This is a genomic window from Variovorax sp. (genome assembly GCF_035634955.1).
In the GTDB taxonomy this organism is placed as follows: Bacteria; Pseudomonadota; Gammaproteobacteria; order Burkholderiales; family Burkholderiaceae_C; genus Variovorax.
Genome location: NZ_DASQBZ010000010.1, coordinates 104,461 through 116,586 on the forward strand (window position 1 = coordinate 104,461; position 12,126 = coordinate 116,586).

The 12,126-nt window shown below is 67.8% G+C and carries 12 protein-coding genes; all 12 read left to right on the forward strand.

Annotation, left to right across the window (positions count from 1 at the left end; all coding sequences use genetic code 11):
• Positions 1–4 precede the first annotated feature (4 nt).
• The 12 genes from pilW to VES41_RS04500 all read left to right on the forward strand — a co-directional run bounded on the left by pilW (position 5) and on the right by VES41_RS04500 (position 12,069).
• A complete protein-coding gene (gene pilW, locus VES41_RS04445) occupies positions 5–835 on the forward strand; it encodes a type IV pilus biogenesis/stability protein PilW (protein ID WP_324813504.1) in 831 nt (276 codons plus the stop codon).
• A complete protein-coding gene (locus VES41_RS04450) occupies positions 828–1,916 on the forward strand; it encodes a helix-turn-helix domain-containing protein (protein ID WP_324813506.1) in 1,089 nt (362 codons plus the stop codon). The genes pilW and VES41_RS04450 overlap by 8 nt, the downstream gene beginning before the upstream one ends.
• Complete coding sequence (gene ispG / locus VES41_RS04455; RefSeq protein ID WP_324813508.1) at positions 1,913–3,238, forward strand: flavodoxin-dependent (E)-4-hydroxy-3-methylbut-2-enyl-diphosphate synthase; 1,326 nt, start codon at positions 1,913–1,915, stop codon at positions 3,236–3,238. The genes VES41_RS04450 and ispG overlap by 4 nt, the downstream gene beginning before the upstream one ends.
• 106 nt (positions 3,239–3,344) lie before the next feature.
• Entirely contained in the window at positions 3,345–4,625 is a 1,281-nt protein-coding gene (hisS, locus tag VES41_RS04460; protein ID WP_324813615.1) for a histidine--tRNA ligase, read from the forward strand.
• A 6-nt stretch (positions 4,626–4,631) separates the two neighbouring features.
• Positions 4,632–5,294 (forward strand): tetratricopeptide repeat protein, encoded by a 663-nt coding sequence (locus tag VES41_RS04465; protein WP_324813510.1) that lies wholly within the window; start codon positions 4,632–4,634, stop codon positions 5,292–5,294.
• A gap of 58 nt (positions 5,295–5,352) precedes the next feature.
• The gene (gene bamB, locus VES41_RS04470) at positions 5,353–6,495 is read left to right on the forward strand and encodes an outer membrane protein assembly factor BamB (RefSeq protein ID WP_414719025.1); all 1,143 of its coding nucleotides are present in this window, start codon (positions 5,353–5,355) and stop codon (positions 6,493–6,495) included.
• A gap of 58 nt (positions 6,496–6,553) precedes the next feature.
• Positions 6,554–7,897 (forward strand): ribosome biogenesis GTPase Der, encoded by a 1,344-nt coding sequence (der, locus tag VES41_RS04475; protein ID WP_324813515.1) that lies wholly within the window; start codon positions 6,554–6,556, stop codon positions 7,895–7,897.
• Positions 7,898–8,015: 118 nt separating this feature from the next.
• On the forward strand, positions 8,016–8,261 hold the full coding sequence (gene hfq, locus VES41_RS04480; RefSeq protein ID WP_324813517.1) for an RNA chaperone Hfq: 246 nt from the start codon (positions 8,016–8,018) through the stop codon (positions 8,259–8,261).
• A 54-nt stretch (positions 8,262–8,315) separates the two neighbouring features.
• Positions 8,316–9,485: a GTPase HflX gene (gene hflX / locus VES41_RS04485; protein WP_324813519.1), complete on the forward strand. Its 1,170-nt coding sequence runs from the start codon at positions 8,316–8,318 to the stop codon at positions 9,483–9,485.
• A gap of 85 nt (positions 9,486–9,570) precedes the next feature.
• Positions 9,571–10,905 (forward strand): FtsH protease activity modulator HflK, encoded by a 1,335-nt coding sequence (hflK, locus tag VES41_RS04490; RefSeq protein WP_324813618.1) that lies wholly within the window; start codon positions 9,571–9,573, stop codon positions 10,903–10,905.
• Between the two features lie 27 nt (positions 10,906–10,932).
• Entirely contained in the window at positions 10,933–11,841 is a 909-nt protein-coding gene (locus VES41_RS04495) for a protease modulator HflC (protein WP_324813523.1), read from the forward strand.
• Between the two features lie 39 nt (positions 11,842–11,880).
• Positions 11,881–12,069 carry a DUF2065 domain-containing protein gene (locus tag VES41_RS04500; protein ID WP_324813525.1) on the forward strand — a complete coding sequence of 63 codons (189 nt, stop codon included), beginning with the start codon at positions 11,881–11,883 and terminating at the stop codon, positions 12,067–12,069.
• Positions 12,070–12,126 lie beyond the last annotated feature (57 nt).

The following is a 12,126-nucleotide window of genomic DNA, read 5'->3' on the forward strand; positions in this document are numbered from 1 at the left end:
CCCGATGAGCTTTTCCCCTTCGACCGTTCGTGTTGCATTGCCGCGCGTGGTGCTGGTCGCGGCAATCGCCGTATCGTTGGCAGGTTGCGCCAGCCGGGGACCGAGCCCGAGCCTGGGCACGGGTGCCGAGCAGCCGATCGCCACCGCATCGGACGAAGGGCAGGCGCGCAAGCGGGCACGCCTGCGGCTGGAACTCGCCATGGGGTATTTCCAGCAGGGCCAGACCACGGTGGCGCTCGACGAGGTCAAGCAGGCGCTGGTCATCGACCCCAGCTACGGCGAGGCCTACAACCTGCGCGGACTGGTGTACATGCGCCTTGACGATCCCGGCCTGGCCGAGGACAGCTTCAGGCGCGCGATCTCGATCAACCCGCGCGACGGCAACGCGATGCACAACTATGGCTGGCTGCTGTGCCAGCAGAAGCGCTACGCAGACGCCGTCGGCCAGTTCCAGGCCGCCCTGAACGCGCCGGGCTACACCGATCAGGCCAAGACCCTCATGACGATGGGCGTGTGCGAGATGCAGGCCGGACGGCCCGCCGAGGCCGAACGGGACCTCGCGCGCGCCTACGAAATGGACTCGGCCAACCCGATCGTCGGCTACAACCTGGCGCTGCTGCTGGCCCAGCGCCAGGAATGGGCCCGCGCCCAGTTCTACATCCGCCGCGTCAACAACAGCCAGGCGGCAACGGCCGAATCGCTGTGGCTGGGCGTCAAGGTCGAGCGCCAGCTGAACAACAGCGAAGCGGTGGGCCAGCTCGGCACGCAACTGGTGCAGCGGTTCCCGCAATCACGCGAAGCGCTGGCCTACGAGCGTGGGAATTTCAATGATTGAGCGAGCGAGCGAATTCGGCGCTTCGGCCGCCGCGCCCTTGGTGACCGGCGACACCAGCCTGCAGACCGCCGGCGACATGCTGCGCGCAGCGCGCGAGGCGCACGGGATCGATGTCGCCGTCGTCGCGGCCGCCTTGAAGGTGCCGGTCCAGAAGATTGAGGCGCTGGAGGCGGGCGACATGGAGGGCTTGCCAGACCCGGTCTTCGCGCGCGCCTTGGCCGCCAGTATTTGCCGGGCCCTGCGCATCGATGCCAAGCCGGTGCTCGAGAAGCTGCCGGGAGCGCGCCAGCCGGGGCTGAGCGGCGCCAACTTCCGCGCCAAGAGCGCCACCTTCCGGGCGGCGCCGGCGCGCTCCAGCGGCGGGGGCGCGGGCTCGCGCATCCTGGTCGTCGTGGTTGCATTGCTCCTCATCGGCGCTGCGCTCATGGTGTGGATGCCGCAGGCCAAGCTGGACCAGTTCTCTGCGGCAATCGACCGCGCCTTGTCGCGTGGTGGCGAGGCCGGCGCGCCTGCCGAGGCGTCGCCTGCCGCCGAAACCGGCGCTGCGCAGACAACGGTTGCCGGCAGCCCTTCCGCGATAGCGCCGGCCGCGCCGGTGAACGCTCCGGCCGCGGCGTCGCCGGCGCAGCAGGCGCCGTCCGGATCGGCGACTGCGGCAGTCGGAGCAATGGCTGCGCCGAATGGAGCGACGGCGACGTCGCCAGCCGGCTCGGCGCCAGTCGCGGGCGCCGCGCCTGCGACCCCGCCGGCGATCGGAGCTGCCGGCGCGGCCCGGCCGTCGCCGACTGCGCCCGCCCCGGCCACCGGCGGCGCGGCCGCCAGCAGCGCAACCGCTCCCGATTCGGTGCTGGCGTTCACCGCGCGGGCCGAGACCTGGGTTTCCGTGACCGACGCCGATGGCAAGCAGTTGCTGCGGCGCCTTGTCCAGCCGGGCGAGAACGTCGGGGTGGCGGGCACGCTTCCGCTGGCAGTGGTGATCGGCCGTGCTTCGGGTGTCGAGGTGCAGGTGCACGGAAAGCCGTTCGACCTTGCGCCGATCACGCGCTCGGGCGGTGTGGCCCGTTTCGAGGTGAAGCAATGAGCAACGTCGCAGCCGAGCGCGACCGTGTCGCAGACCCCTTCGCGGGCGAGTCCGGACTGCCGATCGAGGCCGCGGCCCCGCGCCCGCGCCGCTCCCGCCAGGCACGTGTCGTCTGGGGCCCGCGTGTGGTCACGGTCGGTGGCGACGCGCCGGTGAGGCTGCAGTCCATGACCAACACCGACACGGTCGATGCCATCGGGACCGCGATCCAGGTCAAGGAACTCGCCCAGGCAGGCTCCGAGATGGTGCGCATCACGGTCAACACCCCGGAAGCGGCGCAGCAGGTGCCCTACATCCGCGAACAGCTCGACCGCATGGGCGTCGATGTCCCGCTGGTCGGCGACTTCCACTACAACGGCCACCGGCTGTTGACCGAGTTTCCCGACTGCGCCCAGGCGCTTTCCAAATACCGCATCAACCCTGGCAACGTGGGCAAGGGCGACAAGCGCGACCGCCAGTTCGGCCAGATGATCGAGGCGGCGATGCGCTGGGACAAGGTCGTGCGCATCGGCGTCAACTGGGGCAGCCTGGACCAGGAACTCCTGGCCGGACTGATGGACACCAACAGCCGCCGCCCCGAGCCCTGGGATGCCAGGCACGTCATGTACGAGGCGCTGGTCAGTTCGGCCATCGGCTCGGCCCATCTGGCCGAATCGATGGGCATGCGCCCCGAGCAGATCATCCTCAGCTGCAAGGTCAGCGGCGTGCAGGACCTGATCTCGGTCTACCGCGAACTCGCGCGCCGCTGCGACTATCCGCTGCACCTGGGGTTGACCGAGGCCGGCATGGGCACCAAGGGCACGGTGGCTTCTTCCGTTGCGCTGGGGATCCTGCTGCAGGAGGGCATCGGCGACACGATCCGCGTCTCGCTGACGCCGCAGCCGGGCGAATCGCGCACGCAGGAAGTGGTCATCGCTTCCGAGATCCTGCAGGCGCTCGGCCTGCGGGTGTTCGTGCCCAGCGTCACTGCCTGTCCGGGGTGCGGGCGCACCACCAGCACCACCTTCCAGGAGCTGGCCAAGACGATCGACGACTTCCTGCGCCGTCAGATGCCAGTGTGGCGAAACAAGTACCCGGGCGTCGAAGCCATGAAAGTCGCGGTGATGGGATGCATCGTCAACGGTCCCGGCGAGAGCAAGCATGCCGACATCGGCATCAGCCTGCCGGGCAACGGGGAGGCTCCGGCCGCACCGGTCTTCATCGACGGAGAAAAGGCCCTCACCCTGCGCGGCGACAACATTGCCCAGGAATTCCATGAACTGGTCGAGCGCTACGTCGAGCGGCGCTTCGGCCAGCACACCCAAGCCCTCGATCCGGCCTGAACAACGCATGTCCAAAGAGCCAGTACCGGGCGCGCAGGCGCCCGTTTTTCCTTCCCAGACGCAGCCCAAGGCGGCCAGGCCCGAGAAGTTGACCGCCGTCAAGGGCATGAATGACATCCTGCCGCCGGAGTCCGCCCGCTGGGAGTGGCTGGAGGCCACGGTGCGCGAGCAGATGGCGCGCTTCGCCTATCGCAACGTCCGCACGCCGATCCTGGAGCACACGCAGCTTTTCGTGCGCGGCATCGGCGAGGTGACCGACATCGTCGAGAAGGAGATGTATTCCTTCGAGGACCGTTCCGACAAGCATGGCCAGGCCGAGCACCTGACCATGCGGCCGGAGAACACCGCCGGCCTGGTGCGCGCGGTGGTCGAGCACAACCTCCTGTACGACGGCGGCAAGCGGCTGTACTACATGGGGCCGATGTTCCGTCGCGAAAAGCCGCAGCGAGGCCGCTATCGGCAGTTCCACCAGATCGGAGCCGAGGCGCTGGGCTTCGCCGGGCCGGACGTCGATGGCGAACTCATCCTGCTGGCGCAATCGCTGTGGAAGGCGATCGCCCTGACCGACGTGCGCCTGGAGCTCAACAGCCTGGGCCAGCCGGCCGAGCGGGCGCAGCACCGGGCCCGCCTGATCGCCTACCTGGAGAGCCACGCCGACCAGCTCGATGAGGAAGCGCGGCGGCGACTGCACAGCAACCCACTGCGGGTGCTGGACACCAAGAACCCCGCGATGCAGTCGCTGGTGGAGGGCGCTCCGCGCCTGCTCGACTTCCTCGGCCCGCAGTCGCTGGCGCACTTCGAAGGCGTGCAGGCCATCCTCAAGGCAAACGGCATCGCCTACACCATCAATCCGCGGCTGGTGCGCGGCCTCGACTACTACAACCTGACGGTTTTCGAGTTCGTCACCGACCGGCTGGGCTCGCAGGGAACGGTCTGCGGCGGCGGCCGATATGACGACCTCATCGTCCAGATCGGCGGCAAGCCGGCGCCCGCCGTCGGGTGGGCGCTGGGCATCGAACGCGTGCTGGCCCTGCTCGAGGAGCAGGGCGCCCAGGTCCCCACGCCAGTCCCGCACGCCTACGCAGTGGTGCCGGACGCGGCGGCCATGCCGGTGGCGCTGCGCACCCTGACCCAACTGCGCGAGCTCGGCGTGCGGGTGCAGATGCACGCCGCCGGGCCCGACGGACAGGGCAGCTTCAAATCACAGTTCAAGAAAGCCGACGCCAGTGGCGCGGCTTTCGCCCTGATTTTCGGCGCCGACGAACTCGCGCGCGGCGAACTGGGACTCAAGTCGCTGCGCGACGGCAAGGGCGAGCAAGTGGCGCGTCCGCTGGCCGATCTGGCCGGCCTGGCGTCCCACCTACAATCTTCGGCTCCCAACGACTGACAGCGCATGGCAACCCATCTCGATCTCGAAGAACAGGAACAACTCGACCGGCTCAAGCACTTCTGGGCCACCTGGGGCAACCTCATCACCGGCGTGCTGGTGGTGGTGGCCCTGGGCGTCATCGGCTGGCAGGGCTGGCAGTACTACCAGCGCAGCCAGGCGGCAGGTGCCGCCGCGCTCTACGACGAGATGAAGCGCGCGGCCGACGGCGGCGACGTGGCTCGCGTCGAGCGCGTCCTGGCCGACATGAAGGACAAGTTCGGCGGCACCGCCTATGCCCCTCAAGCCGGGCTGCTGGCTGCCAAGGCGCTGCGCGACAAGGGCAACGTGCAAGCGTCCCAGGCCGCGCTGACCTGGGTCGCCGAGAAGGCTTCCGACGCCGGCTACCAGGCGGTCGCCCGGCTGCGGCTGGCCGCCGAGCTGATGCAGGCCAAGGCCTACGACGACGCGCTGCGGCAACTCGACGCGCCCGTGCCGGCCGAGTTCCAGCCGCTGGTGGCCGATCGCAAGGGCGATATCTACCTGGCCCAGGGCAAGCGTGAGCAGGCCCGCTCCGCGTACGAGCTGGCCTGGCGTGGCCTGGGCCCGCAGGATGGCTATCGGCGCATGGTTGAGATCAAGCTCAACGCCGTCGGCGTCGACCCTGCCACGCTCAAGCCCGCGCCTTGATCGGGCCATCCGATCGTCGACCAGAATGACCGTTTACCTGCCCGTGACCCAACGCACCATGAAGATCCAGCGATTCCTGTCCGACGCGCGCCTGCGCCGCGGCGCCGCCGTCGTCCTGTCGGCGCTCGTCCTGGCAGCTTGCGGCACGTCCAAGCCCAAGCCGGCGGAACTGCCAAAGAGCCCCGAAATCATGGGGGTGACGCAGGCCTGGTCTTTCAAGCTCCCCGACGTCGAGTTTCCGCTGGTGACGGACGTCTCGGACGACGTCGTCGCCGTCGCGGGCGGCGACAAGGGCACGGTCATGGCCATCGATGCGCGCACGGGCAAGGAGTTGTGGCGCGTCGACGTCGGAGCCCCGTTGAACGCCGGGGTGGGCAGCGACGGCACGCTCTCGGCCGTCGTCACCCGCGACAACGACCTCGTGGCGCTGCAGGGTGGGCACGTCCTGTGGAAGAAGAATCTCGGCGCCGAGACCTTCACGCCACCGCTGGTGGCCGGACGGCGCATTTTCGTGCAGACGGCCGATCGGACCACCTCCGCATGGGACGGCCAGAGCGGACGCCGGCTCTGGACGCAGACCCGCAATGCCGACGCACTGGTCCTCAAGCGCCCGGGTGTCCTGCAGGCGGTGGACGACGCGCTGGTGGCCGGCGTCGGCGCGAGGCTGGTCTCGATGGCCGCCACGAATGGCGCCTCGCGCTGGGAGGCGCCCATCGCGTCGCCCCGCGGCACCAACGACGTCGAGCGCCTGGCCGACCTGACCGGCACCATCAGCGTCGCGGGCGGCACCATCTGCGCGCGTGCCTACTACGCGAACGTCGGCTGCGTCGACGCCAACCGCGGCGTCCTGCTGTGGACGAAGCCGGCCACCGGTTCGGTGGGCGTCAGCGGCGACGAGAACACCCTCTATGGCGTCGAGCAGAACGGCGTCGTGCTGTCCTGGCGCCGGCGCGACGGCGAGCAGCAATGGAGCAATGACGCGTTCAAGTACCGTCAACTGACCGCTCCGCTGGCGGCGGGGCGCACGCTGATCATCGGCGAGGACGGCGGCAACCTCCTGTTCCTGGATCGCGCGGACGGCAAGCTGCTCGCGCGCGTGTCGCCGGACGGATCGGCCATCGTGGCCGACCCCGTGGTGGCGGCCAATACCCTGGTGGTCGTGACCGCCAAGGGTGGCGTCTTCGGCTACCGGCCCAAATAGCTCGGGGCCGGGCCCTGAGCACAACAACAGCGACGCTGAGCAAAACAAAGGAAACCGCATGAAGCCGGTTATCGCCCTGGTCGGGCGGCCCAACGTGGGCAAGTCGACGCTGTTCAACAGGCTCACCAAGACCCGCGACGCCATCGTTGCCGACTTCGCGGGCCTGACCCGCGACCGGCACTACGGCAATGGACGCGCCGGCAGCCGCGAATACATCGTGATCGACACCGGCGGTTTCGAGCCCGACGCCGGCAGCGGCATCTTCAAGGAGATGGCCAAGCAGACCCGGCAAGCAGTGGCCGAGGCGGACGTGGTCATCTTCGTGGTGGATGCCCGGGAAGGGCTGTCCGCGCAGGACCACGACATCGCCAACGAACTGCGGCGCCTGGGCAAGCCGTGCCTGCTGGCGGCCAACAAGGCCGAAGGCATGGCGAGCAGCGCCCGGCTGGTCGATTTCTACGAGCTGGGCTTCGGCGAGGTCTATGCCGTGTCGGCCGCACATGGGCAGGGCGTGCGCGAACTCGTCGAGCTGGCGCTGGAACCGCTGAACCTGCCCGAGCCAGAGGACGACGAAGACGTGGACGCCGAGTCCCGGCCGATCCGCCTGGCAGTGGCGGGCCGCCCCAACGTCGGCAAGTCGACCCTCATCAACACCTGGCTGGGCGAGGAGCGCCTGGTGGCCTTCGACATGCCGGGCACCACCCGCGACGCCATCACCGTGCCGTTCGAGCGCAACGGCCAGCGCTTCGAGCTGATCGACACCGCCGGCCTGCGCCGAAAGGGCAAGGTGTTCGAGGCGATCGAGAAGTTCTCGGTGGTAAAGACGCTGCAGGCCATCGAGTCGGCCAACGTCGTCCTGCTCCTGCTCGACGCCACGCAGGGCGTGACCGACCAGGACGCGCACATCGCCGGATATGCGCTCGAAAGCGGGCGGGCGGTGGTGATCGCCATCAACAAGTGGGATGCGGTCGACAGTTACCAGCGCGAGCAGGTCAACCGGCAGATCGAGAGCCGGCTGCCGTTTTTGAAGTTCGCTTCGCTGCATTTCATCTCGGCAACCAAGCGCCAGGGCCTGGGCCCGGTCTGGCAGGCCATCGTCCAGGCGCACCGGGCGGCCAACCGCAAGATGTCCACGCCGGTGCTCACGCGATTGCTGCTGGAAGCGGTGCAGTTCCAGGCGCCCAAGAAGTCCGGCATGTACCGCCCCAAGCTGCGCTATGCGCACCAGGGCGGGATGAATCCGCCGGTGATCATCATCCACGGCAATTCGCTCGAGCATGTCACCGACGCCTACCGGCGCTTCCTGGAAGGACGTTTTCGCAAGGAATTCGACCTCGTCGGCACGCCATTGCGCATCGAGTTCAAGACGTCCCACAATCCGTTTGCCGAAAAGAACGGCTGACCGGCCGCCGCCGCAGTCCCGTTATTTTTAAAAGGCCTTTGGACCAATCTGCTGCACTGCGGAAACCCTGTGATAAGGTTCGACGTCCAACAACAACTTCTTGAACACGGAGAATATCGTGAGCAATAAAGGGCAACTTCTGCAAGACCCGTTTCTCAATACGCTGCGCCGGGAACACGTCCCGGTGTCGATCTACCTGGTCAACGGCATCAAGCTCCAGGGACAGATCGAATCCTTCGATCAGTACGTCGTCCTCCTGCGCAACACCGTGACCCAGATGGTCTACAAGCACGCCATCTCGACCATCGTGCCCGGCCGCGCCGTCAACTTCTCGGCGGCCGAACAGGACGACGCAGCTGCCTGACCGGGCAGGCGCGGCAGGCCGACGCCGCGCCCGCCCCCAAGCGCCTCACTCCGATTGTCCGAACTGATTCCTCGAGTCGAAGGCGCCGCCATCCTGGTCGGCGTGGATTTCGGGCTGCCGCATTTCGACGGCGAGCTCGAGGAACTCGGCCTGCTCGCGCAGACTGCCGGGCTCGAACCGGTGGCTCGCCTGAGCTGCAAGCGCAAGGCGCCTGACGCCGCCCTCTTCGTCGGCAGTGGCAAGGCGGCCGAAATCCGCGAACTGGCCGAGATGCACCGCGCAAGCGAGGTCATATTCGACCAGCCGCTCAGCCCGGCGCAGCAGCGCAACCTCGAGCGCGCCATCGGCACGGCGGTCTATGACCGCACCTTCCTCATCCTCGAGATATTCGCCCAGCGCGCCCGCAGCCACGAAGGCAAGCTCCAGGTGGAGCTCGCCCGGCTGCAGTACCTGAGCACCCGGCTGGTGCGCCGCTGGTCGCACCTGGAGCGGCAGCGCGGCGGCATCGGTGCGCGCGGCGGCCCGGGCGAAACCCAGATCGAGCTGGACCGGCGGATGATCGGCGAGGCCATCCGCCGCACGCGCGAGCGGCTGGCCAAGGTGCAGCGCCAGCGCGGCACCCAGCGGCGCCAGCGCGAGCGCCGGGAGACCTTCAACATCTCGCTGGTGGGGTACACCAACGCGGGCAAGTCGTCGCTGTTCAACGCCCTGGTCAAGGCCCGCGCCTACGCGGCCGACCAACTGTTCGCCACCCTGGACACCACCACCCGGCACCTGTACCTGGGCGAGGCGGGCAGGCAGGTCTCGATCTCGGACACGGTGGGCTTCATCCGCGAGCTCCCCCACGGCCTGGTCGATGCCTTCAAGGCCACCCTCCAGGAGGCGGTCGACGCCGACCTGCTCCTGCACGTCGTGGACGCCTCGAACCCGCATCACCCGGAGCAAATGGATGAGGTGCGCTCGGTGCTCGACGAAATCGGCGCGGGTGAGGTGCCGCAGGTGCTGGTGTTCAACAAGCTCGACGCGATCGAGCCCGAGCGCCGCCCGGCGCAGTCACGCGACCACGTGGAGGTCGACGGGCGTTGGTTGACCCGGATCTTCGTCAGCGCACGTACGGGCGAGGGGTTGGCGCTGTTGCGCGAGGAGCTGGCAAAGCGCGTGGTCGAGGCGATGGCCTCGAAGTCCCTGGCTGACGCTGCGCCATTGCATGATCCAGCGCATTGATTGGCACAATCGGACGCCATTCACTGTTAGACGTAAGAAAAGAATACGAATGATCGCTAAGCCATTGTGGAGACGGTTCTACGGCATGTTCAACCTGAACGATGGCCGGTGGGGTCGCGGCGACGAGGGAGCTTCATCCGAGGGGGATCGCCCCTCCGGCAACCGTCCCGACGCCGACCCGCCCGGCCGGCCGCCGGAGCGGCCTCGCGGCCAGGGGCCCAACCAGGGACCGCCGGATCTCGACGAACTCTGGCGCGACTTCAACCGCAAGCTTGGCGGCCTGTTCGGCGGGCGCGGCGCGCAGCGGCCGTCTTCCGGCGGAAACGGCGGCGGCAACGGCAATGGCGGTGGTTTCAAGCCCGAGATGAAGAACGCCGGCTTCGGCCTGGCCCTCGTGGTCATCGTGGCCCTGCTGATCTGGCTGAGCACCGGCTTTTTCATCGTGCAGGAAGGCTCGCAGGCCGTCATCACCCAGTTCGGCCGCTACAAGTCGACCGTGGGAGCCGGTTTCAACTGGCGCCTGCCTTACCCGATCCAGCGCCACGAGGTCGTCGTGGTGACCCAGATCCGCTCGACCGACGTCGGCCGTGACGCGATCGTGCGCTCCACCGGGCTGCGCGAGTCGGCCATGCTGACCGAGGACGAGAACATCGTCGAGATCAAGTTCGCCGTGCAATACCGCCTCAGCGATGCGCGCGCCTACCTCTACGAATCGAAGGCGCCTTCCGAAACGGTGGTGCAGGTGGCCGAAACGGCGGTGCGCGAAGTGGTCGGCAAGATGAAGATGGATGCTGCCATGGCCGATGAGCGCGACCAGATCGCCCCGCGCGTGCGCGCCCTGATGCAGAACATCCTGGACCGCTACAAGGTGGGCGTCGAAGTGGTGAACATCAACCTGCAGCAAGGCGGCGTACGACCGCCCGAGCAGGTGCAGGCCGCCTTCGACGACGTGCTCAAGGCCGGCCAGGAGCGCGAGCGCGCCAAGAACGAGGCCCAGGCGTATGCCAACGACGTGGTGCCGCGCGCCACTGGTGCCGCTTCCCGCCTGATCGAGGAGGCGCAGGCCTACAAGGCTCGGGTGGTCGCGTCCGCCCAGGGTGATGCGCAACGCTTCGAGCAGGTGCTGGCCGAGTACCAGAAGGCGCCGCAGGTCACGCGCGACCGGATGTACATCGACGCGATGCAGCAGATCTACGCCAATACCTCCAAGGTGCTGATCGATTCTCGGCAAGGTTCGAACCTGCTGTATCTGCCGCTGGACAAGCTGATTCAGCAGTCCGGCCAGGCCGCTGGCGCCAGCGCGGCCGGCGACAGCAGCGCGACCGCATCCTCCGGTGCCACGCCGGCGCCGCCCGCTTATCCGGCCAACAACGATTCGCGTATCCGCGACGGCCGCTCGCGCGACCGTGATACCCGCTGAGCCGGGCAAAGACAGGCGCTGCAGAATATGAACAGAATCGGATTCATTGCTACCTCCATACTGATCGCGCTCATGCTGTTGAGCTCGACGCTCTTCGTGGTCGACCAGCGCCAGTTCGGCGTGGTCTATGCACTGGGACAGATCAAGTCGGTCATCACCGAGCCGGGGTTGAACTTCAAGCTCCCGCCACCCTTCCAGAACGTGTCGTACATCGACAAGCGGCTGCTGATGCTGTCGAGCGTCGACACCGAGCCCATGCTGACGGCCGAGAAGCAACGTGTGGTGATCGACTGGTACGTGCGCTGGCGCATCACCGACCCGTCCGCCTACATCCGCAACGTGGGGCTGGACGAGAACACCGGTGCCAGCCAGCTCAACCGTGTCGTGCGCAACGCGTTCCAGGAAAACGTCAACAAGCGCACCGTGAAGGATCTCATCTCGGTGCGCCGCGAACAGCTGATGGAAGACGTCAAGCACGAGGTGCTGGGCGTGGTCAAGGGCGCCAAGCCGTGGGGCATCGACGTGGTCGATGTGCGCATCACCCGCGTGGACTACGTCGAGGACATCACCGAGTCGGTCTACCGCCGGATGGAGGCCGAGCGCAAGCGCGTGGCCAACGAACTTCGCTCGACCGGCTTCGCCGACGGCGAGAAGATTCGCGCCGATGCCGACCGGCAGCGCGAGGTAACCATCTCCAACGCCTACCGCGATGCCCAGAACATCAAGGGGCAGGGCGACGCACAGGCCAACTCTATCTTTGCCGATTCGTTCGGCCGCGATCCGCAGTTCGCGCAGTTCTACCGCAGCCTGGAGGCCTACCGGCAGTCGTTCGCCAAGAAGGGCGACCTGCTCGTGATCGATCCGCGCAGCTCGGAATTCTTCGGCGCCATGCAGGGGGCCGGCTCAGCGCAATCCGGCGCGGCGCCACGGCGCTGAAGTGCGGGCCGTCAACCGAGGCATGCGGCAGGACTGCGCGTGAGCGACATCTTCTGGAGCGCGCTGGGCCTGGTCCTGGTCATCGAAGGGCTGTTGCCGTTCCTCTCACCGGGCAGCTGGCGCCGCGGCTTCTCGCAGCTGATGCAGCTGCGCGACGGCCAATTGCGCTTCTTCGGCCTGTGCAGCATCGTGCTGGGGCTGATGCTGTTCTGGCTGACCGGCAGCTAGTCCGGTCCCGGGCCCGCACCACCCCTGTAGAATCCCTGTTTTAACCGCAGGGACACA